At 63.7% G+C, this 26,097-nt stretch carries 26 protein-coding genes; 20 read left to right on the forward strand and 6 right to left on the reverse strand.

Annotated features, from left to right (window positions below; translation table 11 throughout):
* Positions 1-158: 158 nt before the first annotated feature.
* The 5 genes from AC0L3S_RS00915 to AC0L3S_RS00935 form a co-directional block, all read right to left on the reverse strand.
* Positions 159-1,031, reverse strand: coding sequence for an ABC transporter ATP-binding protein (locus AC0L3S_RS00915; RefSeq protein ID WP_473263227.1), 873 nt, complete (start codon positions 1,029-1,031; stop codon positions 159-161).
* Complete coding sequence (locus AC0L3S_RS00920) at positions 1,028-1,936, reverse strand: ABC transporter permease (protein WP_473263228.1); 909 nt, start codon at positions 1,934-1,936, stop codon at positions 1,028-1,030. The genes AC0L3S_RS00915 and AC0L3S_RS00920 overlap by 4 nt, the downstream gene beginning before the upstream one ends.
* Entirely contained in the window at positions 1,933-3,354 is a 1,422-nt protein-coding gene (locus AC0L3S_RS00925) for an ABC transporter substrate-binding protein (RefSeq protein ID WP_473263229.1), read from the reverse strand. Before AC0L3S_RS00925 ends, AC0L3S_RS00920 begins: the two co-directional genes overlap by 4 nt.
* 165 nt (positions 3,355-3,519) lie before the next feature.
* Positions 3,520-4,296 (reverse strand): Crp/Fnr family transcriptional regulator, encoded by a 777-nt coding sequence (locus tag AC0L3S_RS00930; protein ID WP_473277786.1) that lies wholly within the window; start codon positions 4,294-4,296, stop codon positions 3,520-3,522.
* A 216-nt stretch (positions 4,297-4,512) separates the two neighbouring features.
* Positions 4,513-4,809 (reverse strand): gamma-butyrobetaine hydroxylase-like domain-containing protein, encoded by a 297-nt coding sequence (locus AC0L3S_RS00935; protein WP_247288899.1) that lies wholly within the window; start codon positions 4,807-4,809, stop codon positions 4,513-4,515.
* Positions 4,810-5,017: 208 nt separating this feature from the next.
* Here AC0L3S_RS00935 and AC0L3S_RS00940 point away from each other — a divergent pair, with 208 nt between their 5' ends.
* The 16 genes from AC0L3S_RS00940 (at position 5,018) to mmsB (ending at position 22,928) form a co-directional block, all read left to right on the forward strand.
* The gene (locus AC0L3S_RS00940) at positions 5,018-5,791 is read left to right on the forward strand and encodes a ferredoxin--NADP reductase (protein ID WP_473266680.1); all 774 of its coding nucleotides are present in this window, start codon (positions 5,018-5,020) and stop codon (positions 5,789-5,791) included.
* 104 nt (positions 5,792-5,895) lie between these two features.
* Positions 5,896-7,638 carry a fumarate reductase/succinate dehydrogenase flavoprotein subunit gene (locus tag AC0L3S_RS00945; protein WP_473277787.1) on the forward strand — a complete coding sequence of 581 codons (1,743 nt, stop codon included), beginning with the start codon at positions 5,896-5,898 and terminating at the stop codon, positions 7,636-7,638.
* Between the two features lie 29 nt (positions 7,639-7,667).
* Positions 7,668-7,901 (forward strand): 4Fe-4S dicluster domain-containing protein, encoded by a 234-nt coding sequence (locus AC0L3S_RS00950; RefSeq protein ID WP_007593252.1) that lies wholly within the window; start codon positions 7,668-7,670, stop codon positions 7,899-7,901.
* A gap of 2 nt (positions 7,902-7,903) precedes the next feature.
* On the forward strand, positions 7,904-8,881 hold the full coding sequence (locus tag AC0L3S_RS00955; RefSeq protein WP_473277788.1) for a HEAT repeat domain-containing protein: 978 nt from the start codon (positions 7,904-7,906) through the stop codon (positions 8,879-8,881).
* A 111-nt stretch (positions 8,882-8,992) separates the two neighbouring features.
* Entirely contained in the window at positions 8,993-10,165 is a 1,173-nt protein-coding gene (locus AC0L3S_RS00960) for a fumarylacetoacetate hydrolase family protein (protein ID WP_473277789.1), read from the forward strand.
* A gap of 411 nt (positions 10,166-10,576) precedes the next feature.
* Positions 10,577-11,542, forward strand: a complete 966-nt coding sequence (ytfQ, locus tag AC0L3S_RS00965) for a galactofuranose ABC transporter, galactofuranose-binding protein YtfQ (RefSeq protein WP_007608422.1) — start codon at positions 10,577-10,579, stop codon at positions 11,540-11,542.
* A gap of 120 nt (positions 11,543-11,662) precedes the next feature.
* Positions 11,663-13,207, forward strand: coding sequence for a sugar ABC transporter ATP-binding protein (locus AC0L3S_RS00970; RefSeq protein ID WP_473277790.1), 1,545 nt, complete (start codon positions 11,663-11,665; stop codon positions 13,205-13,207).
* Positions 13,204-14,196, forward strand: a complete 993-nt coding sequence (locus tag AC0L3S_RS00975; RefSeq protein WP_473277791.1) for an ABC transporter permease — start codon at positions 13,204-13,206, stop codon at positions 14,194-14,196. Before AC0L3S_RS00970 ends, AC0L3S_RS00975 begins: the two co-directional genes overlap by 4 nt.
* On the forward strand, positions 14,193-15,173 hold the full coding sequence (gene yjfF / locus AC0L3S_RS00980; RefSeq protein WP_473277792.1) for a galactofuranose ABC transporter, permease protein YjfF: 981 nt from the start codon (positions 14,193-14,195) through the stop codon (positions 15,171-15,173). The genes AC0L3S_RS00975 and yjfF overlap by 4 nt, the downstream gene beginning before the upstream one ends.
* Positions 15,170-15,949, forward strand: a complete 780-nt coding sequence (locus AC0L3S_RS00985; RefSeq protein WP_473277793.1) for a FadR/GntR family transcriptional regulator — start codon at positions 15,170-15,172, stop codon at positions 15,947-15,949. The genes yjfF and AC0L3S_RS00985 overlap by 4 nt, the downstream gene beginning before the upstream one ends.
* Positions 15,946-16,872 (forward strand): Gfo/Idh/MocA family protein, encoded by a 927-nt coding sequence (locus tag AC0L3S_RS00990; RefSeq protein ID WP_473277794.1) that lies wholly within the window; start codon positions 15,946-15,948, stop codon positions 16,870-16,872. The genes AC0L3S_RS00985 and AC0L3S_RS00990 overlap by 4 nt, the downstream gene beginning before the upstream one ends.
* Before the next feature lie 2 nt (positions 16,873-16,874).
* Positions 16,875-17,951 (forward strand): aldose epimerase family protein, encoded by a 1,077-nt coding sequence (locus AC0L3S_RS00995; protein WP_473277795.1) that lies wholly within the window; start codon positions 16,875-16,877, stop codon positions 17,949-17,951.
* Entirely contained in the window at positions 17,951-18,829 is an 879-nt protein-coding gene (locus AC0L3S_RS01000) for an SMP-30/gluconolactonase/LRE family protein (RefSeq protein ID WP_473277796.1), read from the forward strand. The genes AC0L3S_RS00995 and AC0L3S_RS01000 overlap by 1 nt, the downstream gene beginning before the upstream one ends.
* A gap of 73 nt (positions 18,830-18,902) precedes the next feature.
* Entirely contained in the window at positions 18,903-19,976 is a 1,074-nt protein-coding gene (gene chvE / locus AC0L3S_RS01005) for a multiple monosaccharide ABC transporter substrate-binding protein (RefSeq protein WP_473277797.1), read from the forward strand.
* Between the two features lie 187 nt (positions 19,977-20,163).
* Positions 20,164-21,741, forward strand: a complete 1,578-nt coding sequence (mmsA, locus tag AC0L3S_RS01010) for a multiple monosaccharide ABC transporter ATP-binding protein (RefSeq protein WP_473266657.1) — start codon at positions 20,164-20,166, stop codon at positions 21,739-21,741.
* Entirely contained in the window at positions 21,738-22,928 is a 1,191-nt protein-coding gene (gene mmsB / locus AC0L3S_RS01015) for a multiple monosaccharide ABC transporter permease (protein WP_473266656.1), read from the forward strand. The genes mmsA and mmsB overlap by 4 nt, the downstream gene beginning before the upstream one ends.
* Before the next feature lie 14 nt (positions 22,929-22,942).
* Here the strand turns inward: mmsB and AC0L3S_RS01020 are convergent, their stop codons facing one another.
* The gene (locus AC0L3S_RS01020) at positions 22,943-23,098 is read right to left on the reverse strand and encodes a hypothetical protein (RefSeq protein WP_473277798.1); all 156 of its coding nucleotides are present in this window, start codon (positions 23,096-23,098) and stop codon (positions 22,943-22,945) included.
* A gap of 172 nt (positions 23,099-23,270) precedes the next feature.
* Here AC0L3S_RS01020 and AC0L3S_RS01025 point away from each other — a divergent pair, with 172 nt between their 5' ends.
* From AC0L3S_RS01025 to AC0L3S_RS01040, 4 genes are all read left to right on the forward strand, one after another.
* Positions 23,271-23,846 carry a cytochrome c oxidase subunit 3 family protein gene (locus AC0L3S_RS01025; RefSeq protein ID WP_473277799.1) on the forward strand — a complete coding sequence of 192 codons (576 nt, stop codon included), beginning with the start codon at positions 23,271-23,273 and terminating at the stop codon, positions 23,844-23,846.
* A gap of 2 nt (positions 23,847-23,848) precedes the next feature.
* Entirely contained in the window at positions 23,849-24,109 is a 261-nt protein-coding gene (locus tag AC0L3S_RS01030; RefSeq protein WP_473266650.1) for a cytochrome C oxidase subunit IV family protein, read from the forward strand.
* 96 nt (positions 24,110-24,205) lie between these two features.
* Positions 24,206-24,658 (forward strand): c-type cytochrome, encoded by a 453-nt coding sequence (locus AC0L3S_RS01035; protein WP_473277800.1) that lies wholly within the window; start codon positions 24,206-24,208, stop codon positions 24,656-24,658.
* Between the two features lie 38 nt (positions 24,659-24,696).
* Complete coding sequence (locus AC0L3S_RS01040; RefSeq protein WP_473258338.1) at positions 24,697-26,043, forward strand: cbb3-type cytochrome c oxidase subunit I; 1,347 nt, start codon at positions 24,697-24,699, stop codon at positions 26,041-26,043.
* The last annotated feature ends 54 nt before the right edge of the window (positions 26,044-26,097 follow it).

Raw genomic sequence — 26,097 nt, forward strand, 5'->3', positions numbered from 1 at the left:
TTGTGGGAGGGTGGCTCGCCGCGCAGCGGCGAGACGGGTGAGGGGTTCTATCCGCGAGTCAATCTGTAGCAGGGAGCGCGCGGACGCATACCCCTCATCCGGCGCTTCGCGCCACCTTCTCCCACAAGGGGAGAAGGGAAGTAACCGCCGAGAAATCGCTAAATCACGTCCGCGAGCGAATGCCCGTGCAGCTCGATGTTGAGCCCCTGCATGCCCATGTCGTTGAGCTCGCCGCCCATCGCCTTGATGCTCTCCTCGCGGATCAGGGACATCAGTCCGCGGCGCAATGCCAGGAATTCCGACGACATCATCATCGACTGCTGCCGCGGCCGCTCCAGCGGGATCGGAATTTCCGCCTTGATCGAGCCGGGGCGTGCGGTCATGCAGTAGACGCGGTCGGACAGGAAGATCGCCTCGTCGATGTCGTGGGTGACGAACAGCACCGAGATCTTCAGCCGCTGCCACATGTTGGTGAGGATCTGCTGCATGATGACGCGGGTCTGCGCGTCGAGCGCGCCGAAGGGCTCGTCCAGCAGCAGCACTTTGGGTCCCGTCGCGAGCGCACGCACGATGCCCACGCGCTGCTTCATGCCACCCGAGAGTTTCTCGGGGTAATGCTTTTCGAAGGCTTCGAGGCCTGCGAGTCCCAGCAGCGTGCGCGCGGCGCGCTCGCGCTGCGAGCGCGGCATGCCGCGCATCTTCAGACCGAACTCGACGTTCTCCCGCACTGTCTTCCAGGGAAACAGCGAATACTGCTGAAATACCATGCCGCGCTCGGCGCTCGGACCGTTCACCTTCTCGCCGTCGACGGTGACGATGCCCGTGGTCGGCTTGAGGAAGCCAGCAACGGCGTTGAGCAGCGTCGACTTTCCGCAGCCGGAGGGACCGACAATCGAGACGAACTCGCCTGGATTCACATGAATCTGCGTATCGGTGACGGCTTCGACCGCCCCCTCGATGCTGTCGTAGCTGAGGGAGAAATTCTTGACCTCGATATGGCCCTGCGGTGCCTTGACAACGATCTCGCTCATCTTGACCTCCACGGCATCACCAATTGTCCGGCCCCTCGGATCAACATGCTCGATCCGAGGCCGAGCACGCCGATCGCGATCATGCCGAGCGCAATGTCGGCATATTGGACCAGCGAATAGGCCTCCCAGGTGAAATAGCCGATGCCGTACTGCCCCGAGATCATCTCGGCGGCGATCAGCGACACCCAGGCCACGCCCATGCCGACGGTAAGGCCGGTGAAGATGTGCGGGAGCGAGGCGGGAAAATACACGTCGCGGAAGATCGAGCGCTCCCGCGCGCCGAGACATTGCGCGGCGCGCACCAGCACGGGGTCGACCAGCGACATGCCGTGCAGCGTGTTGACCAGGATCGGGAAGAACGAGCCGAGGAACGTGATGTAGACGATGCTCTGCTCGTTGGTCGGCCACAGCATGATCGCCATCGGCACCCAGGCGATCGCCGGGATCGGCCGCAGCACCTCCGCCACGGGGAAGATGATCTCGTGGACGAGCTTGAAGCGGCCCATAATCAGGCCGAGCGGCACCGCGACGATCGCCGCGAGCGAGAAGCCGAAGAAGATGCGCCGGCAGCTCAAGAGGACGTGCATCAGGAATTTCGGATCGTGGATCGCCTTGGTGAAGCTCGCATAGACCGCGAGCGGCGAGGGCACGTTGGTGAAGCGCACGAAGAACACGACGCGATAGGTCGTCAGCAGGTGCCAGACCAGCAGAAAGGCGAGCAGAGAGATGATGCCGATCGCGGTCGCGCGCAGCCCACCCCGGTTGAGGCGGTACCAGCGCAACGCGAGCGTGCCGAAGGAGGGCGGTGATGCGGGTGGCGTGGAGGCGGGCATGGCGCTTGCCTCCGCGATTGCACTTGCCGGCATGCTGTCCTCGGAATGTCTGAGGAGGGCGGGACTGCTCACGTCTTGCCCCCGCCGACCGCCGCCTTCACCGCCTCGTCGAAGCCGAGCACCTTGCCGCTGATCTTGGCGGCGTAGGCTTCGGCGTCCTTCTTCAACAGGAACGGAGCAACCTCGCCATTGCCGACCGCGAAGAAAGCCTGGTCGGCGAACAGCTTGATGCCGCGGGTGGTGTCGAAGACGTAGGCGACGTTGATCTTCTTGCCCTTCGCCTTGTAGTCGGCATAGGCGCCGAGCGTGCAGCTCGCTGACGAGAAGGGCATGATGCCTGAATCGTCGACCCAGACCTCGCCGGCCTTGCGCGGATCTGCGATCGGCTTCTTGCAGAAGGAATCTTCGCCGGAGATCTCGTAGTTGCTGGCGCTCGCGAGCCGCGCGTCATAGTCGAGCTTCATCTCGGCATAGGCTTTGCGGATGTAGCTGTCGTCGACCCACTTCTTCGGGTCGAACTCCTTCATCCGGCCGAGGTTCTGTAGCACCTTGACGTCGGCCGCAGCGGCGTCGATCAGCGCCGGCTTGATCGAGGGATCGGTGGTCATGTTGCCGCTGGGGCCGAGGAAGATGTAGACGACCTCCTTGTTGATGCCGGTCCATTCCTGGATTTTCTCCGCGGCGAGCTTGGGATCGTCGCGCAGCCACTGATTGGCGGCGATCAGGGCCTTGAAATATGCGACGACGACCTCGGGATATTTCTCGGCGAAATCGGTGCGCACCACGATGCCGTGGAAGGTCGGCAGATTGGTCTCGACGCCGTCAAAGATCTTTCGCGCAAAACCGCGGAACGGCAGCAGTTCGGCGAACGGAACGAAGTCGGCGTGCGCGTCGATCTTCTTCTCCTGGAGATTGGTCGAGCCGACCTCCGGGCTTTGGCTGACCAGCTGGAAGAAATCCGATGCATAGCCGCGGTCCTGCATCGCCTTCAACACCATGCCGTGCGCGGCAGAGCCGAACGGCACGCTCACGAGCTTGCCCTTGAGATCGGCGAGATCGTAGTAGGACGAATCCTTGTGAACGACGATGCCGTTGCCGGAGCCCGACAGGCTGTAGGCAGCCATGCCGATCAGCCGGCTCTTGCTCTCCGGATTGCTGTCGAAAGTGAAGCCGTTCACGATCAGCGGATAGTCGCCCATCATGCCGATCTGCAGCTTGTTGGCCATCATCGCGTTGGTGACGGGCGGGCCCGAGGTAAAGTTCTGCCATTCCAGCTCGAACTTGATGTTGGCGTATTTGCCGTCCTTCGGCAGATATTTCTCGAGGAGATGGAGCTGGCGGATGACGACGCCGGCGGTCACCGTGTTGGTCGTGGTGTCCTGCGTTCCGATGCCGAGAGTGACGGTTTCCGCCGCGGCCGGCTGCGCGAGGAGAAGCGCCAGCGACGTCACCGACATCGCGATCGAGAGCGTGGGAAGATGGCGGACCATTCTCATCCTCATTCGGTTGGATGTGCTGTGGTTGCCATGATTGGGTGAGGGCGTGGGCAGGGCAAATCCGGAATGAGCGCCACAGTCGATTAGTTGCCGGGAAAAGCTGATTGCATAGTCCTTGGGCAGTCCTGCACTATAAAGCCGCTTGCGTGGGCACCGGTCCTAGTCAGACGCTTGCCCTCGCATCTCTTCCAGCACGTCGGGCCGGCAGACCACGATCTGGGAGCGCTTGGTCAGCACGATTCCCTTCTCCTGCATGCGCTTCAGGCTGATCGTGACCCATTGCCTGGTGGCGCCGACCATGTGGGCGATATCGGCATGGGTGAAGGCGGCGGCGATCACCCGGCCGTCGGCGTCATCGACGCCATAGAGGTCGACGAGATGCAGCAACAGATGCGCAAGGCGCTGTGTGATCGAGCGCGTTCCCAGCATCTGGGCAAGCGCCGAATAGCACTTGCCCTTGAAGGTCAGGCCTTCGATCAGGCCGATCGCGAGGTTCGGAATCTCGACCGCAAGGGATCGCAGCTCCTTTCCGGGCAGATGCACCACGCTGCAATTGCTGGATGCAACGCCGGACCATTGATGCACGGTGCCTTCGAACACTTCGGGGCCGCCGACGAAATTGCCGACATGCCAATAGGCCAGCGTGATCTCGCGGCCGAGCGGGGAGGTGTAGAACACCCGGATACGGCCGCTTTCGATCAGCCAGATACCGTCATGCTTGCCACCCTGGCTGAACAGCGTCTGGCCACGGTTGAGCACTTTTCGGCGGCCCTGCTTCAGCACCAGCTCCCGCTCGCGCTGGCTGAGCTTGTCCATCAACGCCGGCGGCCCGCCGATCCATTGCTGGTTCTCGGTGAGCAGCAGCGAGGAACCGCCCGCAGGCCGGACCGTTGCGGGAGCCGTCCCGCGAACCACATTGGCCACCTGCAACATCATCTGCCTCCGGAACGTTCAAACCGTTCTAAAGAGGAGCAATGTCCGTGCCAGATGGTCGCGTTCTCCCGGTCATCGCCCGCGAAAGCGGGCGATCCAGTATTCCAGAGGCTTCAGTGGGAAACGGTGAGGGCGCGGCGTACTGGATTCCCCGCTTTCGCAGGGAATGACAGCGGAGTTTGTGGCCGCTGTGGTGCTAATCTCACGGCTGCGTCGTGCCTACCGCCCCGCCAGGCTCAGCAAATACGGCTTCGGGTAAATCCCCCGATTATGCCCATCCGAAAACGAGATGTTCAGCCCGTAACCGAGATCGCCGATTTCGGTGATCGCGATGCCTGGAAACCGCTCGGGGAAGCGGCCGTCGAAGCGGGCGCGGGTGCAGTGGGCGCATTTGCAGGAGAGGCGGAGCGTTTCCGCCGGCAAGTCGAGCGTGTCGTCCTGAGCGGTGCGAACGCGGAGCGTCGCGAGGTCGGCGCTTGCTTCGTAATCTGCCACGGTCGGTGCCACCAAGGTCATGACGTGTCTCCGACCCTTCTCTACGTTGCCGCAGCGCTGCTGCGATAGCAACTAATTGCCAGGCGCAGGCGCAAGGCGCTGATCTTCGCTGCCCGCTGTTCGATCATCGCCCACGAAATGTGAAACTAATCGACCGGGGATTTCAGTTCGGCGTTGCCGGATTCCTGTCTCTCCGAAACCTTGTGCGCAATCGAGGTCAGGAGAGACAATGAGCGCATTTCAGAAGGAAACGGTTCTGTCGGTCAGGCACTGGACCGACAGCCTGTTCAGCTTTACCGCGACGCGCGATCCGGGCTTCCGCTTCCAGAACGGCCAGTTTGCGATGATCGGACTGGAGGTCGAAGGCAGACCGTTGCTGCGGGCCTACAGCATGGCCAGCGCCAATCACGAGGAGGCGCTCGAGTTCTTCTCGATCAAGGTGCAGGACGGTCCGCTGACCTCGCGCCTTCAGAAGATCAGGGAGGGGGACGTCATCCTGGTCGGCCGCAAGGCCACGGGCACGCTGATCACCGGCAATCTCATTCCCGGCAAACGCCTGTTGCTGCTCTCGACCGGAACGGGACTCGCGCCGTTCGCCAGCCTGATCAAGGACCCCGACGTCTACGAGAATTACGAGACCATCGTGCTCGCCCATGGCTGCCGCCAGGTCTCCGAGCTCTCCTATGGTGAGCACCTCGTCGAAGGCTTGCGCAATCACGAGTTCTTCGGGCCGCTGATCCGCGACAAGCTCGTCTACTACCCGACCGTCACCCGCGAGCCGTTCAGGAATCGCGGCCGCATCTCCGACCTGATCGCGTCGAACCAGCTCTTCGACGATATCGGTCTATCAGGCCTCGATATCGAGACCGACCGCATCATGCTGTGCGGCAGCCCGGCGATGCTGGAGGAACTCCCCGCGATGGTTTCCGCGCGAGGCTTTGTCGAGGGCAATCACAGCCGGCCCGGTCATTTCGTGATCGAAAAGGCCTTTGTCGAGCGCTGAGGCGCAAATCGCAGCCCGGCGACAACTAATTGCTATCGCCGGGACGCCTGCTGAACAAATCTGATGCAAAGGCGCCGGATCTGCCGGCGGACCAGGAGCAAGCGATGTCACTAGATCAGATCGTCGACGGACTTTCGGAGGTTTCCTGCGACGTGCTCGTCATCGGCGGCGGCACTGCCGGCCCGATGGCGGCGTTGAAGGCGAAGCTGAAGAATCCGAAGGCCAATGTCGTCCTGCTCGAAAAGGCCAACGTCAAGCGCTCCGGAGCGATCTCGATGGGCATGGACGGTTTGAACAACGCCGTCATTCCCGGCTACGCGACGCCGGAGCAGTACACCAAGGAAATCACCATCGCCAATGACGGCATCGTCGATCAGAAGGCGGTCTACAAATACGCGCAGAACTGCTACTCGATCATCGAGGAACTCGACAGTTTCGGCATCCGCTTCCTGAAGAACGAGAACGGCGACTACGCCGTCAAGAAGGTGCACCACATCGGCACCTACGTGCTGCCGATGCCGAACGGCGAGACCGTGAAGAAGGCGCTGTATCGCCAGCTCCGCCGCGCCCGCATCCTGATCTCCAACCGCTACATGGCGACGCGGCTGCTCAAGTCCGCAGACGGCCGCATTGCCGGCGCGATCAGCGTCAATACCCGCACCGCCGAGATGCTGGTGATCAAGGCCAAGGCTGTCATCCTGTGCATGGGCGCCGCCGGCCGTCTCGGCCTGCCGACCTCCGGCTACATGTTCGGCACCTACGAGAACGCGGCCAATTCCGGTGACGGCTATTCCATGGCCTATCACGCCGGTGCGGCCCTGGCGAACCTCGAATGCTATCAGATCAATCCGCTGATCAAGGACTATAATGGCCCGGCCTGCGCCTATGTCGCCGGTCCCTTCGGTGCCTTCACCGCCAACAACGAGGGATCGCGCTTCATCGAATGCGATTACTGGTCCGGCCAGATGATGCTGGAATTCTATAACGAGCTGCTGTCCGGCAAGGGCCCGGTGTTTCTCCAGCTCAAGCATCTTCACCCCGACACCATCTCGGAGATCGAATCGACGTTGCACAAGGTGGAGCGTCCCACACGCGGTCTGTTCCAGCAGGGGCGTGGCGTCGACTACCGCAGCGAGTCGATCGAGATGCATATCTCCGAGATCGGTTTCTGCTCTGGTCACAGCGCGTCCGGCGTGTTCGTCGACGACAACGCGCGCACCACCGTGCCGGGCCTCTATGCCGCCGGCGACATGGCGAGCGTGCCGCACAATTACATGCTCGGCGCTTTCACCAACGGTTCGGTCGCCGGCGTCGACGCGATGGAATTCGCGGACAATCACGATTTTGCTGAGTTCGACGCCACCGAAGTCGCGAAGGAACGCGACCGGGTGATGGCGCCGACCAAACGCGAGGACGGCATTCCGCCGAACCAGATCGAGTACAAGACCCGGCGTCTCGTCAATGACTATCTCCAGCCGCCGAAAGTCACGCGCAAATATGAACTCGGTATGCGCCGGCTCGCCGAAGCGAGGGAAGACATGCAGGAGCGCATGATCGCGCGCAATGCGCACGAACTGCTCCGCGCGCTCGAAGTCCAGTCGATCATGGACTGCGCGGACATGGCTGTGCATGCCTCGCTCTACCGCGAGGAAAGCCGATGGGGCCTCTATCACTGGCGGACGGATTTCCCGGAGAAGGACAACGAGAACTGGTTCTGCCACACGCTGCTGAGCAAGCAGGACGGCAAGATGACCAGCGAGAAGCGTGCCGTGGAGCCCTATGTCGTACCGATCGCCGACGATGAGAAGGATCTCTACGACAAGCAGCGCATCCGCGCGACAGCCTGACCCGCCGCAAAAGTAACAGGAGACATACGATGCCTCTCGCTTCCTATCAGACATCGGTTCCGGTGGTCGTCGACGACGCCAAATGCATCGCGGACAAGGGCTGCACCGTGTGCGTCGACGTCTGTCCGCTCGACGTGCTGCGGATCAGCGATATGACCAACAAGGCCTACATGGCCTATGACGAATGCTGGTACTGCATGCCCTGCGAGGCGGATTGCCCGACCGGCGCCGTCACCGTCAACATTCCCTATCTCCTGAGGTAGCCATGTCGAGCCCGTTCGAATCCTACGACGATCTCGAAGATGCCGACGAGCGGCTCCAGGCCGCCGATCCAGGGGAGCGCCGCGTCGCGATCATCGCGCTCGGCCATTCCGGCGATCCCGCAGCGGTCGGCCATCTCGCCAAAATGGTCGCCGATCCCGATGCCGGCGTGCGCCAGCAGGTCGCGATGGCGCTTGGCGAGTTCGACGGACCGGAGGCCGCCAGCGCGCTGGTGAAGCTGCTGGTCGATCCTGAAAGAATCGTTGCGTCTGCCGCGGCCGACAGCATGGCGGAGTTCAAGGATCCGGCTTGCGCCGAGATCATCCTGCCGCTGGTCAAGCATGCCCACGCCTTCGTCCGCATGGGGGCCTTGCGTGCGCTGAAGGAGCTGCGCAGCAAGGATACCTTGAAACCCGCGCTGGAAGCGCTCCAGGATTCCGACGCCGCCGTGCGGGTGCAGGCGATCGGCGTGATCGGGTTCCTCAAGCTGGAGGAATCAATTCCAGCGCTGACCGCGCTGATCAACGATCCGGACGCGCATGTGCGCCGTGCCGCCGTCAGCGCGCTCGCCTTCTCGCAGATGAAGCCCGCGGCCGAGATGATCACGCGCGCGTTGAAGGATTCGGACTGGATGGTGCGGGAGATGGCCGCGGAAACGCTGGGCCTCAACGTCAACGGATCGATTGCCGCCGACCAGCTCATCGCTTCACTCGGTGACGAGTTCTGGCAGGTGCGGCTGAAGGCAATCCGCAGCCTTGGCCGGATGAAGATCGAGCGCGCGGTTCGCCCGATCGGCAATTGCGTCAACCATGAACAGGCGAATTTGCGGAAGGAAGCCGCTGCTGCGCTCGGCGAAATCGCCCACCACGACGGCGAACCCTTCCTTGCCGTCATCGCCGACGATCCAGATCCTGAGGTGCGCAAGAACGCGCGCTGGGCGCTTCAGCAGATCGCGGCCCGAAAAGCCCGGGCGGGGGCATAGGAGCGCGACGGGCAGCCGCGCTGGACTTCCCGTCCCAGACGTTTATTGGTCTTCGCCAATGTGATAGGCCTCCGCGAGCGCGGCCGATCCGAAAAGAGCGAGGATACGCCCATGACGACATTGACGGTAAAGGACCTTCTTCCCGAGGACGGCGCGCGGGGAACGCTTGTCGGCCGCGTCTGGCTGCCGCAGGCGAATGGCCCGGCCGTGGTCGCCGTGCGCGGCGATGGTGTGTTCGACCTCACCGCAACATTCCCGACCATCAGCACGCTCTGCGAGGAAGACGATCCGGCGAGGGCGCTTGCCGCGACCAAGGGCGAGCGCATCGGCGATCTCGAGGCTATCGTCGCCAACACGCCGCCCGATCAGCGCGATCCCAAGAAGCCGTGGCTGCTCGCACCCGTCGATCTCCAGACGCTCAAGGCGGCCGGCGTGACCTTTGCCATCTCGATGCTGGAGCGCGTGATCGAGGAGCGGGCGAAAGGCAATCCGGCCTCGGCCGAAGCGATCCGGAAGGAAGTGACGCGGCTGATCGGCGACGATCTGTCGAAGCTCAAGCCGGGCTCGGACCAGGCGATGCACCTGAAGCAGGTGCTGATGGACCAGAACGCCTGGAGCCAGTATCTCGAAGTCGGCATCGGCCCTGATGCCGAAGTCTTCACCAAGGCGCCGACCTTGTCGTCGGTCGGCACCGGCATGGATGCGGGGCTGCATCCGAAGTCGACCTGGAACAACCCCGAGCCGGAGCTGGTGCTGTTCGTCTCGAGCCGCGGCAAGATCGTGGGCGGCGCGCTCGGCAACGACGTCAATCTGCGCGACTTCGAGGGCCGTTCGGCGCTGCTGTTGTCGAAGGCCAAGGACAACAACGCCTCGTGCTCCATCGGCCCGCTGCTGCGCCTGTTCGACGACAGCTTTACCCTCGATGACGCCCGCAAGCTCGACATCAGCCTGAACGTGAAGGGGAAGGACGGTTTCGTCCTCGACGGCCATTCCTCGATCAGCATGATCAGCCGCGATCCGACCGATCTCGTCGAGCAGACCATCGGCAAGGTGCACCAATATCCTGATGGCTTCGTGCTATTCCTCGGGACCATGTTCGCGCCGGTCAAGGATCGCGACGCGCCGGGACAGGGGTTCACCCACAAACGCGACGACATCGTCACGATCTCAGCGCCCCAACTCGGCAAACTCGTCAACCGCATGCGGACCAGCGACGAGTGCGAGCCCTGGACCTTCGGCATCGGCGCGCTGATGAAGAACCTGGCGCAGCGGAAGCTGATCTAGTGCCGACCTTCTTCACCTCGCCCCGCTTGTGGGAAGAGGTCGAATTTGCGCAAAGCGCAAATTCGGGTGAGGGGGACTCTCCACGAGTCCGTCTGTCACCGATTGAGCGGAGACAGCCCCTCACCCCAACCCTCTCCCCGTAAGAACGGGGCGAGGGAGCGCACCGTCGCTCTCGCAACAGCCCGCATTATTTTCTTCATCTCCTCGTTGCATCGCTGGAACAAAATCGCGCTGTGCGTGTCATAGACATCACCCGCCCGCTAGCGCACGCTTTCCCCTCAATAGTCAGATAATATGACTAGTCGGAACCAAACTTCCGTGAAATAGTCCTTCCGCCGCCTCAAAGGTCGGCCTGTGGGTGCGATGCTACTACCAAACGGCGCCCCGGATAACATTTGGGAGATACGCCTGATGATCCTCAAAGCCCTCTTTGCGGCCAGCGCCACGGCCGCGTTGCTGCTCGCGCTGCCGGCGAATGCCGCCGAGCTCACCATCGGCTTCTCGCAGATCGGATCGGAATCCGGTTGGCGGGCGGCCGAGACCTCGGTCTCCAAGCAGGAGGCCACCAAGCGCAAGGTCAATCTCAAGATCGCCGATGCGCAGCAGAAGCAGGAGAACCAGATCAAGGCGATCCGCTCCTTCATCGCGCAGAATGTCGACGCGATCTTCCTCGCGCCCGTCGTCTCGACCGGCTGGGACTCGGTGCTGAAGGAAGCCAAGGAGGCCAAGATCCCGGTCGTGCTGCTCGACCGCGACATCGATCCTTCCGGGAAGGAGCTCTATCTCACCGCCGTGACCTCCGACAGCGTGCACGAAGGCGAGGTCGCCGGCGACTGGCTGGCGAAGACCGTCGGGGCCAAGGCCTGCAACATCGTCGAATTGCAGGGAACGGTCGGCGCGAGCGTCGCCGCCAATCGCAAGAAGGGTTTTGACACCGCCATCGCCAAGCATGCGAACCTGAAGGTGGTGCGCAGCCAGACCGGCGACTTCACCCGCGCCAAGGGCAAGGAAGTGATGGAAAGCTTCATCAAGGCCGAAGGCGGCGGCAAGTCGATCTGCGCGGTCTATGCGCATAACGACGACATGATGGTCGGCGCGATCCAGGCGATGAAGGAAGCTGGCCTTAAGCCCGGCAAGGAGATCCTCACCGTCTCGATCGATGCGGTCCCCGACATCTTCAAGGCGATGGTCGCCGGCGAAGCCAATGCCACAGTCGAGCTGACGCCGAACATGGCTGGCCCCGCGCTCGATGCCATCGCCGCCTTCAAGGACAAGGGCACCGTTCCGCCGAAATGGATCCAGACCGAGTCGAAGCTCTACACGCCCACCGATGATCCGCAGAAGATCTACGACAGCAAGAAGGGCCTCGGTTACTGAGGGAGTGCGTCGCCGGACGGCCGTGTGTCGGCAGTCCGGCGATCCCGCTCGAAATCGCTGCGCGAACGAACAGGCTCCGTGTCCGCATCGTCAGCGGACGCCGCTGGGAGTGAATTTGTCATGGAGAACAGCCCGGATTCCGCTGCTTCCCTGCTGGAGGTGCGCGGGATCAGCAAGAGTTTTGGTGCTGTGTGTGCGTTGCAGGAAGTCGACTTCGCGCTTCGCGCCGGCGAGATCCATGCGCTGCTCGGTGAGAACGGCGCCGGCAAGTCGACGCTGATCAAGGTCGTCACGGGCGTATTTCCGCGCGATGCCGGCATCGTCAGGCTGGGCGGCGAAGAGGTCGCGCCGCGGTCGGCCAAGGCGGCGCTCCAGGCCGGCATCGCCACGGTCTACCAGGAAGTCAATTTGCTGCCCAATCTCTCGGTGGCGCAGAACCTGTTTCTCGACCGGCAACCGATGCGCTTCGGCATGGTGCGCGAAGGCGAGATGCGACGTCGCGCGAAGGCGCTGCTCGCGGATTTCGGACTCGACATCGACGTATCAGCGCCGCTTGGCAATTATTCGGTGGCGATCCAGCATGTCACCGCGATCGCGCGCGCCGTCTATCTCTCGGCGCGCGTGCTGATCCTGGACGAGCCGACCGCAAGCCTCGATCGCCATGAGGTCGAGATCCTTTTTCGCATCATGCGTCAGCTTGCCAAGCGCGGCATTGGCATCGTCTTCGTCAGCCATTTCCTCGACCAGGTCTACGAGATATCCGATCGAATCACCGTTTTGCGAAATGGTCGCTTGGTCGGCGAGCGCGAGACCGTCTCGCTGCCGCGAATCGAGCTGATCCGGATGATGCTCGGCCGCGAGCTGGCCGAGACCACCAGCGCGCGGGCCGCGACGCGCGAGCATCAGGCCCGCGAAGTCTGCGCGAGCTTCGAGAATTATGGCAAATCAGGCTATGTCGCGCCGTTCAATCTCGAGCTGCGCCATGGCGAGGTCGTCGGTCTCGCCGGCCTGCTCGGCTCGGGCCGGACCGAGACGGCGCGGCTGGTGTTCGGCGCCGAGCGCGCCGATCGCGGGCAGGCGAGGGTGGAAGGCGCGCCTGTCCGGCTTCACTCGCCGCGCGACGGCGTGCGCCACGGCTTTGGCTATTGCCCTGAGGAGCGCAAGACCGACGGCATCGTCGCCGAGCTCACCGCCCGCGAGAACATCGTGCTCGCGCTCCAGGCCAAGCGCGGTTTGCATCGGCCGCTGTCGCGACGCGAGCAGGACGAGATCGCAAGCCGTTACGTCAAGATGCTCGACATTCGCCCGCCCGATCCGGAGCGTCCCGTCGGCCTGCTGTCTGGCGGCAATCAGCAGAAGGTCCTGCTGGCACGGTGGCTTGCGACCTCGCCACGGCTGCTCGTGCTGGACGAGCCGACACGCGGCATCGACGTCGGTGCACATGCCGAGATCATCCGCCTGATACGCGAGCTCTGCGACGACGGGCTTGCGCTGCTCGTGATCTCCTCCGAGCTCGACGAGATCGTGACCTATTCGGACCGGGTCGTGGTGCTGCGCGACCGCGCGCATGTCGAAGAGCTCGCCGGCGAGGCGATCGATGTCGGCAACATTCTCGCCGCCATTGCCGCCGATAGCGTCGCCGTTGCGCTTGAGGCTCACACATGACAGCGCTGCTGCCGCGCCGCGGCCTTGCCCAGATCCTCGCATTGATCGTCATCCTCGCGGTCGACCGTGTGGTGTCGCCGCAATTCTTCGATCTGCGCCTGCAGGATGGTCGTCTGTTCGGCAGCCTGATCGACGTGCTCAACCGGGGCACGCCGGTGGCGCTGCTCTCGCTCGGCATGGTCCTGGTGATCGCGACGCGCGGCATCGATCTGTCGGTCGGTGCGGTGATGGCGATCTCCGGCGCGATCGCGGCGAGCCTCGCCGACAACCACAGTCTGACGGTGGTACTGGCTGCTGCGCTCGGTGCGGGCCTGATCTGCGGATTGTGGAACGGATTTCTCGTCGCGGTGCTCGGCATGCAGCCGATCGTGGCGACCCTGATCCTGATGGTTGCGGGGCGCGGCATCGCCCAGCTCATCACAGAGGGCCGCATCGTGACCTTCTCCTCGCCCGATCTGGTCTGGCTCGGCAATGGCTCTATTTTCGGCGTACCGGTGCCGGTCGCGATCGCGCTGGGGATGCTGATCCTCACCGGCGCGATGGTGCGCGGCTCGGCACTCGGATTGCTGATCGAGGCCACCGGCGGCAATGCGCGCGCAAGCGAGCTCGCCGGCGTCGGCACGCGCGCGATGATCTTGGCGGTCTATGTCTGGTGCGGCGTTTGCGCTGCGCTTGCCGGCGTCATCGCGGCGGCCGACATCATGGGTGCGGATGCCAACAATGCCGGCCTCTGGCTCGAGCTCGACGCCATCCTCGCGGTGGTGATCGGCGGCACCTCCCTGTTCGGCGGCCGCTTCAGTCTCGTGCTGGCCGTGCTCGGCGCGCTGATCATCCAGACCATGAACACGGGCATTCTGCTCTCGGGCTATCCGCCGGAGTTCAATTTGCTGGTCAAGGCGGTGGTGGTGCTCGCGGTGCTGCTGCTGCAATCGCCGAAGCTGTCGGGCTTTGCCAGCGTCGTGGCGCGGCTGCGGAGGACCAAGGCATGAAAGGCCTGCCGCCCGTCTTCATCACGGCGATCGTGCTCGTCGCGGGGTTCGCGCTCTGCGCCATGCAGTTTCCCAACATCGCCTCCACCCGCGTGGTTGGCAATCTTCTGACCGACAACGCCTTCCTCGGCATCGTCGCGACCGGCATGACCTTCGTCATCATTTCCGGCGGCATCGATCTCTCGGTCGGCTCGGTGATCGGCTTCACCACGGTGTTCGTCGCGCTTGCGATCGAGCGCTGGGGAATGCCGCCCCTGGTCGCCTTCGTCGCCATTCTCGCACTCTCAGCGGCTTTCGGCGCGGCGATGGGCGCGGTGATCCATGTCTTCGATTTGCCGCCATTCATCGTGACGCTCGCCGGCATGTTCTTGGCCCGGGGTGCCAGCTTCCTGCTCTCGACAGAATCGGTGCCGATCACAGCACCGGTCTATTCCACCGTGTCGGACTTCGCACTGCGACTACCCGGCGGAGGGCGGCTGACGGCGGTCGCGATCATCATGCTTACGATCGTGATCGGCGGCGCATTGCTGCTGCAGCTCACCCGGTTCGGCGCCAATGTCTATGCGCTCGGCGGCAGCCGGGCGACCGCGAGCCTGATGGGCGTCGCCGTCGGCAGGATGACGGTGAAGATCTACATGCTGTCGAGCCTGCTCGCCGGCATTGCCGGCATCGTCTTCTCCTTCTACACCAGCGCCGGCTACTCGCTCTCCGCTGTCGGCGTCGAGCTCGACAGCATCGCGGCCGTCGTCATCGGCGGTACGCTGCTCACGGGCGGGCAGGGCTCGGTGATCGGCACCTTCCTCGGCGTGCTGATCCAGGGCATGATCCAGACCTACATCAATTTCGACGGGACGCTGTCGAGCTGGTGGACCAAGATCGCGACCGGCGTGCTGCTGTTCGCCTTCATCGCCTTGCAACAGGGATTGGTCGCGCTCGCGCGCCGGCCCGTGGCAAAGCGCGCGGGAGCAGTCTCATGACCAGCTCGCGCATCCTCGTCATCCCGACGCGCCGGGCGCACTCCAATCACGCGGAGGTGGCCCGCTCGATCGGCGTCGACATCATCGCCGGCCGCTATGCGGAAGGCACGCGCCTGCCGGGCGATGCCGAGATGATCGCAATGTTCGGCGTGTCGCGGCCGGTGCTGCGCGAGAGCGTCAAGACGCTGGTTGCCAAGGGCCTGCTCACCACCAAGGCCCGCGTCGGCACCGTCGTGCGCGAGCGCGTCGCCTGGAACATGTTCGACGCCGATGTGCTGGCCTGGCACCTGGACGCCGGGATCGACAAGCGCTTCCTCAACGACCTCGCCGAGATCCGGCTCGCGGTCGAGCCGCGCGCGGCCGCGCTGGCGGCGGCACAGCGGTCGGAGCAGGACGTCGTCGAGCTGCGTCGCTGCATGGAGCGGATGCGGCTTGAAGCTTCCGACTCCGTTGGCTTCGCCGATGCCGACCTCGCGCTCCATGTCGGTGTGGCGCGCGCCTCCGGTAATCTGTTCATGCGCTCGATCGGGCACGTTATCGAGGCTGCGTTGCGCGCCTCGTTCCTGCTCAGCGCACCGGTCGAACCGGAAGACCGCGACACCGTTCTGCTCTGGCATCAGAAGATCGTCGATGCCATCGCGGCCGGTGATGCAACGATTGCGTCGGAGGCGATGGTCTACGTCATTCACAACGGCATGCGCCGCCATGAGGGGACAGTGATCGAGACTGTACCGGCCGAAGCGCTGCCGTCCGCGGAAGCTGGAGAAAGATCGTGACTGAGCTTCGCATCGCCATCGTCGGCTTCGGCAAGATCGCGCGGGATCAGCATGTCGGCGCCATCGCAGCGGTTCCCGGCGCGACGCTGGCCGCCGTCGCCAGCCGCAATGCCTCGCTGCCGGATCTTCCGCATTTCGCGACCATCGAGGAGCTGCTGGAAAAAGGTCCGCCGATCGACGCGGTGTCGCTCTGCACGCCGCCTCAAGTGCGCCGCGCCCAGGCGGTCGCAGCGCTCAGGGCCGGCAAGCATGTCATGCTGGAGAAGCCGCCCGGCGCCGGAGTTGCCGAGCTCGATCCGTTGATCGCAATGGCGAGTGAGGCCAAGCGAACGCTGTTTGCGACCTGGCATTCGCGCCATGCGCCGGCAGTCGAGCCGTCGCGCGAGTGGCTCGCCGCGCGCCGCGTCCGTTCCGTGCACATCAACTGGAAAGAGGACGTCCGCGTCTGGCATCCGGGGCAGGCATGGATCTGGGAGCCGGGCGGGCTCGGGGTGTTCGATCCCGGCATCAATGCGCTGTCGATCCTGACCAGGATCCTGCCCAAGCCCGTGTTCGTCACCGCGGCCGAGCTCGCCTTCCCCGCCAATTGCCAGGCGCCGATCGCCGCGAAGCTGACGCTGACCGACATCGACGGCCTGCCTGTGACCGCCGAGTTCGATTTCCGCCAGACCGGGCCGCAGAGCTGGGATATCCTGGTCGAAACCGACCAGGGCCGGATGGCGCTATCCCGCGGCGGCCGGATCATGGCGATCGACGGCAAGATCGTTGCCGAGGCGCCCGATGAGGAATATCGGGAGCTTTACCGGCGCTTCGTCACGCTCGCCGCGACCGGCGCGAGCGACGTGGATTTGGCGCCGCTTCGTCTCGTTGCGGACGCCTTCCTGCTCGGCAGGCGCACGATCGTCGAACCGTTTGTGGATTGATCATGGCTGGATCGAAAACAGAAAGAGATGTCTTCGGAACGCTGCCGGACGGCCGCAAGGTGGAGCGCATCGTGCTGCGCGGAGAGGGCGGGTTCGAGGCGCGCATTATCACCCATGGTGCAGTCTTGCAGGCCTTGATCGTGCCGGACGCCAAGGGTGGCTACGACGACGTCGTGCTCGGCCATGACGCATTCGCCGGCTATCTCGCCGAACGAAAGTTCTTCGGCGCCACCGTCGGCCGCTACGCCAATCGCATCGCCAACGGGCAATTTTCGCTCGACGGCGAAACGGTGCAGCTTCCCGTCAACAATGGTCCGAATGCGCTGCATGGCGGCCTCGACGGCTTCGACCGCAAGCTCTGGGACATTGCGGAGATCGACGACGGCGCCGAGCCCGCGGTCACGTTGACCTACACGAGCCCGCACGGCGAGGAAAACTATCCCGGTCGTCTCGACGTTCGCCTGACTTATCGTGTCACCGGCCCGGCCGAGCTATCTCTGATCATGGAGGCGAGGACCGACCGGCCGACCATCGTGAACCTGACCAACCACAGCTTCTTCAATCTGGAAGGCGCGACATCAGGGACGCCCATTCTCGATCACAAGCTGACGGTCGCCGCCGGGCATTTCCTCGCGATCGATCCCACCGCCATTCCGTTGCCGGAGCCGCCGCGCAGCGTTGCCGGCACGCCGTTCGATTTCCGCGAGCCGCGGCCCGTCGGCGAGCGCATCCGCGAGAGCCACCAGCAATTGCGCAACGGCAAGGGCTACGACCACACCTACTGTCTCGCGCGCGACGGCAAGCTTGCGCTCGCGGCACGGCTGGAGGCGCCGCGCTCGGGGCGCATCATGGAGCTGTTCACGGATCAGCCTGGTCTGCAGGTCTATTCGGGTAATTATCTCGACGGCACGATTTCGGGCAAGGGTGGCAAGCTCTACCGGCAGTCAGACGCGATGTGCCTGGAGCCGCATATCTGGCCGGATGCAGCGAACCGGCCGGATTTCCCGAGCCCGCGCCTGGCGCCCGGCGAGGTCTATCGCCATCATACGGTCTATCGTTTTGCGATGAGGAGGTCCTGATGGAACAGGTGCCGACCTCGGTTCTTTCGGACGATCCTTGCCATCTCGGCGAGGGGCCGACCTATGACGTGAGCACGGACACGGCCTGGTGGTTCGATATCCGGGAGGGGCGACTGTTCGAGGCGCAGCTCGGCAGCGGCAGCATTCGCGTCCATGCGCTGAGCCGGATGGCGAGCGCACTTGGGCGGATCGATGCCGAACGGCAGTTGATCGTCGCGGAAGACGGGCTCTATATCCGCAAGATCGCCGACGGCGCGATGACGCTGCTCTGTCCGCTCGAAGCCGACAATCCCGCGACCCGCTCCAACGATGCCCGCGTGCATCCCTCCGGCACGTTCTGGATCGGCACCATGGGCTGCAAGGCGGAAGCAGGGGCAGGCGCGATCTACGCATTCCATCACGGCGAGATATCGATTCTGTTTCCGCGCATCAGCATTCCCAACTCGATCTGCTTCTCGCCCGACGGCGCCACTGGCTACTTCGCCGACACTGCGCGCGCGGTGCTCTATGCGGTGCCGCTCAATCCCACGACCGGCCTGCCGCGCGGCGAGCCGGAAGTGCTGCTGCGCCACACCGGCATCGGCGGCCTCGACGGTTCGGTGTGTGACGCGGACGGAAACATCTGGAACGCCTGCTGGGGCGCGAGCCGTATCAACGTCTACTCTCCGCAAGGCGAGCGGCTGCGCTCGATGAGCGTGCCGGCAAAGCAGGCGAGCTGCCCCGTTTTTGTCGGCCCCGATCTGTCGCGTCTCCTAGTCACCTCGGCCTGGCAGGACATGGATGCGACGGCGCGTGCCGCCGATCCGCAAGCCGGCTACACCTTCCTGTTGGAGGCCTCCGCGCATGGTCGCGCGGAGCCTGACGTCAAGCTCGCATAGGAGGCTCGAAGCCGCACACCGCCAAACTTCTCGACGACACCAAAAAACAGTCTGACATCCAAGGGAGCGAAACATGTTGAAACTGAAGACGACATTCCTGGCGCTGGCGCTGGCCGGCGCCGCGACGATGGCCGCAGGCGTCACCGCCTCGGCCCAGGACAAAGCAACAGTCGGCATCGCCATGCCGACCAAATCTTCGGCGCGCTGGATCGACGATGGCAACAACATGGTCAAGGTGCTGAAGGAGCGCGGCTACAATACCGACCTGCAATATGCCGAGGACGACATTCCGAACCAGCTCTCCCAGGTCGAGAACATGGTGACCAAGGGCGCGAAAGCGCTGGTGATCGCCGCGATCGATGGCACCACGCTCTCCGACGTGCTCAAGCAGGCGAAAGCAAAAGGCATCACCGTGATCGCCTATGACCGCTTGATCCGCGGCACGCCGAACGTCGACTATTACGCGACCTTCGACAATTTCCAGGTCGGCGTGCTCCAGGCCGAGTCGATCGTGCAGGGCCTCGGCCTCAAGGATGGCAAGGGCCCCTTCAACATCGAGCTGTTCGGCGGCTCGCCCGACGACAACAACGCCTACTTCTTCTACAACGGCGCGATGAGTGTGCTGAAGCCGTACATCGACAGCGGCAAGCTCGTCGTCGTGTCGGGCCAGATGGGCATGGACAAGGTCGCGACCTTGCGCTGGGACGGCGCCACCGCGCAGGCCCGCATGGACAATCTGCTCAGTGCCTACTACGGCAACAAGAAGGTCAACGCGGTGCTGTCGCCGTATGACGGCCTGTCGATCGGCATCATCTCCTCGCTGAAGGGCGTCGGTTATGGCAGCGCCGGCCAGCCGATGCCCATCATCTCGGGCCAGGATGCCGAGGTGCCCTCGATCAAGGCGATGCTGCGCGGCGACCAGTATTCGACCATCTTCAAGGACACCCGCGATCTCGCCAAGGTGACCGCCGACATGGTCGACGCTGCGCTTGCCGGCAAGCAGGTCACCGTCAATGACACCAAGACCTACGAGAACGGCGCCAAGACCGTGCCGTCCTATCTGCTCAAGCCGGTCGTGGTCTACAAGGACAATTGGGAGAAGGTCCTGGTCGAGAGCGGCTACTACAAGAAGGCGCAGTTCCAGTAAGAGGTCTACTCCCTCTCCCGACCTGCGGAGAGGGAGTTCTTTAGGGGTAGGGCGAAGCGCATGTTTATCAACTCGTCCTGCCCGGGCTTGTCCCGGGCATTCACGTCCCTCTTCGCAAGCGGCTGCACGTGGATGGCCGGGACAAGCCCGGCCATGACGATTGTGGAAGCCCCCGGAGAATGATCCGATGACCGCAATGCTTGAGATGCGCAACGTCAGCAAGAGCTTTTCCGGCGTCCAGGCGCTGCGCGACGTCAATTTCTCGGTTGAAGCCGGGCAGATCCACGCCCTTGTCGGCGAGAACGGTGCCGGCAAGTCCACACTGATGAAGGTGCTCAGCGGCGTCTACCCGGCCGGCAGCTACGAGGGCACCATCATCTTTGATGGCGAGGAGCGTCGCTTCCGCGACATCAACGATTCCGAGGCGCTCGGCATCATCATCATCCATCAAGAGCTGGCGCTGATCCCGCTGATGTCGATTGCCGAAAACATCTTCCTGTCGCATCCGCCGTCCAAGCTCGGCGTCATCGATCGCGACGAGGTGTATCGGCGCACGCGCGACCTGCTCGCGCAGGTCGGTCTGAAGGAATCGCCGGATACGCTGATCACCGATCTCGGCGTCGGCAAGCAGCAGCTGGTCGAGATCGCCAAGGCGCTGTCCAAGCAGGTGCGGATGCTGATCCTGGACGAGCCGACCGCGAGCCTCAACGAGGCCGACAGCGCCGCGCTGCTGGAGCGGCTGATGGCGTTCCGCGCGCAGGGCATCGGCTCGATCCTGATCTCGCACAAGCTCAACGAGGTCGCCAAGGTCGCCGACCACATCACCGTGCTGCGCGACGGCCGCACCGTCGACAGCATTGATTGCCACGCCGAGCCGATCCAGGAAGACCGCATCATCCGCAGCATGGTCAACCGCGATCTCGCCCATCGCTTTCCCGAGCGCAGCGTGAAGATCGGCGAGCCGGTCCTGACCGTCGAGAACTGGTCGGTCTATCACCCCATCCATCCCGAGCGGCAGGTGATCAAGAACGTCAATTTCGGCGTCAAGCGCGGCGAGGTCGTCGGCATCGCCGGGTTGATGGGGGCGGGGCGCACCGAATTCGCCATGAGCCTGTTCGGCCGCTCCTGGGGCACCAATATCAGCGGTCGTATCAGGCTCGAAGGCCGCGAGATCGTGCTGCCGAACGTCGCGGCCGCGATCGACGCCGGCCTTGCCTATGTCACTGAGGACCGCAAGCAGCTCGGACTGATCCTCGCCGACGACGTCCGCAAGAACATCACGCTCGCAAGCCTCGACCAGGTCGCCCCCAACCGGGTGATCGACGACATCGCCGAGCTGAAGGTCGCCAGCGACTACCGCAACCGGATGCGCATCCGCTGCTCCGACGTCTATCAGGAGACCGGCCAGCTCTCCGGCGGTAACCAGCAGAAGGTCGTGCTGTCGAAATGGCTGATGACCGACCCCAAAGTGCTGATCCTGGACGAGCCGACACGGGGCATCGACGTCGGTGCCAAGTACGAGATTTACTGTATCATCAACGAGCTTGCGGAAGCCGGCCGCGGCGTCGTGGTGATCTCCTCGGAGATGCCCGAGCTGCTCGGCATCTGCGACCGCATCTGCGTCATGAACGACGGCGCCTTCGTAGGCGAGTTCAAGGGCGCAGACGCAACGCAGGAAAAGATCATGCGCGCCATCATGCGCAACGACAGAAATTATGGAAGCAGCGCCCTTGCGGGTGCGGAGATGGGAGGATCGCAGCCATGACCGACAAGACGGTTTCGCTGCCCGAGGAGGGCCGGCACGGCAGCTTCATCAAGAACAATCTGCGCAATTACGGCATGCTGATGTCGCTGATCGCGATCATGCTGTTCTTCCAGGTCATGACGGGCGGCACGCTGCTCCAGCCGCTCAACCTGACCAATCTGGTGCTCCAGAACAGCTACATCGTCATCATGGCGCTGGGCATGCTGCTGGTCATCGTCACCGGCCATATCGACCTCTCGGTCGGCTCGGTCGCGGGCTTCGTCGGCGCGGTGGCCGCCGTGCTGATGGTGACCTACAAGGTCGACTACACGCTCGCCTTCATCGCCTGCCTGCTGCTGGGCGCGGCAATCGGCGCCGCGCAGGGCTATTGGGTGGCCTATTTCAAGATCCCCTCCTTCATCGTGACGCTGGCCGGCATGCTGGTGTTCAAGGGCCTCGCGCTCGCGGTGTTGCAGGGCCAGTCGCTCGGGCCGTTCCCGGCGACCTTCCAGAAATTGTCGTCGGGGTTTATTCCGGAGATGCTGCCCGAGGCCGGCACGCTGCACCCGACGTCGATGCTGATCGGTGCGGTGCTCGCGCTCGGCCTCGTCTACGCCGGCGCCAAGGGGCGCTCGCGCGAGCAGCTGCACGGCATCGAGGTCGAGCCTTACGCGTTCTTCCTCGGCAAGAGCATTCTCCTGGCCTGCGCCGTGCTCTATTTCACCTATCTGATCGCCTCGCATCGCGGTCTGCCGAACGTGCTGGTCATCATGACCGCGCTGATCGCGCTCTACGGCTTCGTTACCCGCCGTACCGTCATCGGTCGGCAGGTCTATGCCGTCGGCGGCAATGCGAAAGCGGCAAGCCTGTCGGGCATCAAGACGGAACGGTTGACCTTCCTCACCTTCGTCAACATGGGTGTGCTCGCTGCGCTCGCCGGCCTCGTCTTCGCCGCGCGCCTCAACACCGCAACGCCGAAGGCGGGCCTCGGCTTCGAGCTCGACGTCATCGCGGCCTGCTTCATCGGCGGCGCCTCGGCCTATGGCGGTGTCGGCCGCGTCGGCGGTGCCGTGGTCGGTGCCATGATCATGGGCGTGATGAACAATGGCATGTCCATCCTCGGCATCGGCATCGACTACCAGCAGGTCATCAAGGGCCTGGTCCTGCTCGGGGCGGTGTGCATCGACGTGTACAATCAGCGCAGATGAGGCTACGGCAGTCATTACTGCGTCATGAACAGCATCGCGGCGATTGCGACGGAGAGGCTCACCGCCGAGACGGTGGCGACGGTCGATAGCACGCCCATTCGCCGCAGCGCGATGGCGAAGACGATGATGATGGGGGTCGCGGTGATCAGCCCGATTTGTGCATCGCTCATGCTATCGCTCGCAGCTCCACCGAACTCTGGGGCGTTTGGTATCGCGACCCGGCCGGCCGGACGTTGCGACGGCGCAAACAAATTGATCGACATTCCCCAAGTTTGTCCGGCCACAAACTCGGATCGACACGGCTGAGCTAAGTCTGGCCGGTGTCCTGATCCGGAAGAGCAGATGTCGGCAGCCGATTGCGAGCCACAGGGAAACGGCTGGGGAATTCTGGACGATCTTCCCGGCGATCCCATGATCTGGGTGCTGATCTTCAGCGAGCTCGCCGCCTTCGGTCTGTTTCTCGGTGCCTTCACGGTCGCCCGCGCGATCCATCCGGCCGTGTTCGCGGCGGGGCAGGCGGCGCTTGATCCGGGTCTCGCCGGATTGAACACTGTCGTGCTGGTGACGAGCGGTTGGGCCGCAGCCCGGGCTACGAAGGCCGCGCGGGCCAGCGAGAGCCGGGCGACACGTTACTGGCTCCTCACGGCCATGGGGCTTGGCGGCCTGTTCGTGGCGATCAAGCTCGGCGAATATGCCGAAGAGATCGGACGCGGCATCGGACTCGAGACCAGTCCGTTCTTCACACTCTATTTCCTCCTGACCGGCTTCCATCTCCTGCACGTCTGTCTCGGCATCATCATCCTCGCATTCGTCTGCCGCCGCGCTGAAGCGTTCGGCGTCGAGACGGGAACGGCCTTCTGGCACATGGTCGATCTGGTCTGGATCGTGATGTTCCCGATTCTTTATCTGGTGCGGTGACGATGCCGAATCGCCTGGACATCACCTGGCTCGCGCTGATCGGCCTCGCGCTCGCGACCATCCTGGTGCCATCGCTGGTGCCGCGGCCGTTGCTCGGCAACGCCCTGCTGCTGGCCTTGGCTGCCGTCAAGGGCCGTCGGATTGCGCTCGATTTCCTCGATCTTCGCGCGGCGCCTGCGCTCTGGCGCGGCGTCGTCAGCGCCTGGATCCTCATGGTGGTGCTGTTTGCCTGGGTCACATCCGCCGTCGTCGCCCTGATCTGACTCACTCCTTGCGCCCTGACAAAGAACGGGCCGTGCCAATCGGCAATAAATCGCATCACCGATTTACGCGACGGGACTCAATTGAAAGGATTGGCAATGGCTAAACGCCTGACCAAGTCGGCCGCTCGAAACGTCTTCTACGGCGGCTCGGCCTTTTTCTTCGCCATCTTCATCGGGCTGACGGCGCACAGCCACTACTACATGGCCACGACATCGACCGACGCGGCGACGCTGACGTCGTCGGTCGCCCGCGGCAAGCATGTCTGGGAGAAGAACTCCTGCATCAACTGCCACACGTTGCTCGGCGAAGGCGCCTATTTCGCGCCCGAAGTCGGCAACGTCTGGGATCGATGGGGCGGCAAGGAAGACCCGGCCGGCGCGCGAGAGACGCTGAAGGCCTGGATGCAGTCGCAGCCCTCGGGCGCGGAGGGCCGGCGGCAGATGCCGCAATTCAACCTCACCGACCAGGAGCTCAACGATCTCGCCGATTTCCTGCAATGGGTGAGCACCATCAAGCGCCAGGATTGGCCGCCGAACAAGGCCGGCTGAGCCCGCCGCTTTCCTCTTTCAAGACAGAGAGATCCGAGATGAAATATCAGACCCAGAAAGTCGCGATGCTGTATTTCTACGGCGCGCTGACCCTGTTCCTGGCCCAGGTCCTGTTCGGCCTCCTCGCCGGGACCATCTACGTCCTGCCCAACACGCTGTCGGTGCTGCTGCCGTTCAACATCGTCAGGATGATCCATACCAACGCGCTGATCGTGTGGTCGTTGATCGGCTTCATGGGCGCGACCTACTTCCTGCTGCCTGAGGAAACCGAGACCGAGCTGTACAGCCCGCTGCTCGCAAAGATCCAGTTCTGGATGTTCTTTGGCGCGGCGGGCGTGGCGGTGGTCGGCTATCTCTTCCACTACCATGAAGGCCGCGAGTTCCTCGAGCAGCCCTTCATCATCAAGGTCGGCATCGTCGTCGTCTGCCTGATGTTCCTGTTCAACGTGACCATGACCGCGCTCAAGGGACGCAAGACCACTGTTACCAACATCCTGCTGTTCGGCCTGTGGGGCGTTGCGATCTTCTTCCTGTTCGCCTTCTACAATCCGGCGAACCTCGCCGTCGACAAGATGTACTGGTGGTACGTCGTCCATCTCTGGGTCGAGGGCGTCTGGGAGCTGATCATGGCCTCCGTGCTCGCTTATCTCATGATCAAGCTCAATGGCATCGATCGCGAGGTGGTCGAGAAGTGGCTCTACGTCATCATCGGCCTCGCGCTGTTCTCGGGGATTCTCGGCACCGGCCACCATTTCTACTGGATCGGCGCGCCCGGCTACTGGCAGTGGATCGGCTCGTTGTTCTCGACGCTCGAGGTCGCGCCGTTCTTCACGATGGTGATCTTCACGGTGCAGATGACCTGGAAGGCCGGCCGCAAGCACCCGAACCGCGCCGCGCTGCTGTGGTCGGTTGGCTGTTCGGTAATGGCGTTCCTGGGCGCCGGCGTCTGGGGTTTCCTGCACACGCTGTCCTCGGTGAACTACTACACCCACGGCACGCAGGTCACCGCCGCGCACGGCCATCTCGCCTTCTTCGGCGCCTATGTGATGCTCAACCTTGCCGTGATGGCTTACGCCATCCCGCAGATCAAGGGACGCGCGCCCTATAACCAGTGGCTCAGCATGACGAGCTTCTGGATCATGTGCACGGCCATGATGACCATGACGTTCGCGCTGACCTTTGCCGGCGTGGTCCAGGTCCATCTCCAGCGCGTGCTCGGCCAGGGCTACATGGACGTGCAGGACCAGCTCGCGTTCTTCTACTGGGTGCGGCTCGGCTCCGGTGTGTTCGTCGCGATCTCCGCGCTGATGTTCGTCTGGGCGGTGCTGGTGCCCGGCCGCGAAAGGCAGGCGACCATTCCCGCCGTGCTGCAGCCGGCCGAGTAAGCGTGACGGCGGCCGCGTTTCCATCGCGGCCGCCGCTTCAGGAATTTTCGGAGA

It is taken from the genome of Bradyrhizobium sp. Ken01, assembly GCF_055807355.1.

What these genes read in the sequence shown, in the direction of transcription:
- AC0L3S_RS00915 (WP_473263227.1), bottom strand. Translation starts at nt 1,031, where the DNA reads ATGAGCGAGATCGTTGTCAAGGCACCGCAGGGCCATATCGAGGTCAAG.
- AC0L3S_RS00925 (WP_473263229.1), bottom strand. Translation starts at nt 3,354, where the DNA reads ATGGTCCGCCATCTTCCCACGCTCTCGATCGCGATGTCGGTGACGTCG.
- AC0L3S_RS00930 (WP_473277786.1), bottom strand. Translation starts at nt 4,296, where the DNA reads ATGATGTTGCAGGTGGCCAATGTGGTTCGCGGGACGGCTCCCGCAACG.
- AC0L3S_RS00935 (WP_247288899.1), bottom strand. Translation starts at nt 4,809, where the DNA reads ATGACCTTGGTGGCACCGACCGTGGCAGATTACGAAGCAAGCGCCGAC.
- AC0L3S_RS00940 (WP_473266680.1), top strand. Translation starts at nt 5,018, where the DNA reads ATGAGCGCATTTCAGAAGGAAACGGTTCTGTCGGTCAGGCACTGGACC.
- AC0L3S_RS00945 (WP_473277787.1), top strand. Translation starts at nt 5,896, where the DNA reads ATGTCACTAGATCAGATCGTCGACGGACTTTCGGAGGTTTCCTGCGAC.
- AC0L3S_RS00950 (WP_007593252.1), top strand. Translation starts at nt 7,668, where the DNA reads ATGCCTCTCGCTTCCTATCAGACATCGGTTCCGGTGGTCGTCGACGAC.
- AC0L3S_RS00955 (WP_473277788.1), top strand. Translation starts at nt 7,904, where the DNA reads ATGTCGAGCCCGTTCGAATCCTACGACGATCTCGAAGATGCCGACGAG.
- AC0L3S_RS00960 (WP_473277789.1), top strand. Translation starts at nt 8,993, where the DNA reads ATGACGACATTGACGGTAAAGGACCTTCTTCCCGAGGACGGCGCGCGG.
- ytfQ (WP_007608422.1), top strand. Translation starts at nt 10,577, where the DNA reads ATGATCCTCAAAGCCCTCTTTGCGGCCAGCGCCACGGCCGCGTTGCTG.
- AC0L3S_RS00970 (WP_473277790.1), top strand. Translation starts at nt 11,663, where the DNA reads ATGGAGAACAGCCCGGATTCCGCTGCTTCCCTGCTGGAGGTGCGCGGG.
- AC0L3S_RS00975 (WP_473277791.1), top strand. Translation starts at nt 13,204, where the DNA reads ATGACAGCGCTGCTGCCGCGCCGCGGCCTTGCCCAGATCCTCGCATTG.
- yjfF (WP_473277792.1), top strand. Translation starts at nt 14,193, where the DNA reads ATGAAAGGCCTGCCGCCCGTCTTCATCACGGCGATCGTGCTCGTCGCG.
- AC0L3S_RS00985 (WP_473277793.1), top strand. Translation starts at nt 15,170, where the DNA reads ATGACCAGCTCGCGCATCCTCGTCATCCCGACGCGCCGGGCGCACTCC.
- AC0L3S_RS00995 (WP_473277795.1), top strand. Translation starts at nt 16,875, where the DNA reads ATGGCTGGATCGAAAACAGAAAGAGATGTCTTCGGAACGCTGCCGGAC.
- AC0L3S_RS01000 (WP_473277796.1), top strand. Translation starts at nt 17,951, where the DNA reads ATGGAACAGGTGCCGACCTCGGTTCTTTCGGACGATCCTTGCCATCTC.
- chvE (WP_473277797.1), top strand. Translation starts at nt 18,903, where the DNA reads ATGTTGAAACTGAAGACGACATTCCTGGCGCTGGCGCTGGCCGGCGCC.
- mmsA (WP_473266657.1), top strand. Translation starts at nt 20,164, where the DNA reads ATGACCGCAATGCTTGAGATGCGCAACGTCAGCAAGAGCTTTTCCGGC.
- mmsB (WP_473266656.1), top strand. Translation starts at nt 21,738, where the DNA reads ATGACCGACAAGACGGTTTCGCTGCCCGAGGAGGGCCGGCACGGCAGC.
- AC0L3S_RS01020 (WP_473277798.1), bottom strand. Translation starts at nt 23,098, where the DNA reads ATGAGCGATGCACAAATCGGGCTGATCACCGCGACCCCCATCATCATC.
- AC0L3S_RS01025 (WP_473277799.1), top strand. Translation starts at nt 23,271, where the DNA reads ATGTCGGCAGCCGATTGCGAGCCACAGGGAAACGGCTGGGGAATTCTG.
- AC0L3S_RS01030 (WP_473266650.1), top strand. Translation starts at nt 23,849, where the DNA reads ATGCCGAATCGCCTGGACATCACCTGGCTCGCGCTGATCGGCCTCGCG.
- AC0L3S_RS01035 (WP_473277800.1), top strand. Translation starts at nt 24,206, where the DNA reads ATGGCTAAACGCCTGACCAAGTCGGCCGCTCGAAACGTCTTCTACGGC.
- AC0L3S_RS01040 (WP_473258338.1), top strand. Translation starts at nt 24,697, where the DNA reads ATGAAATATCAGACCCAGAAAGTCGCGATGCTGTATTTCTACGGCGCG.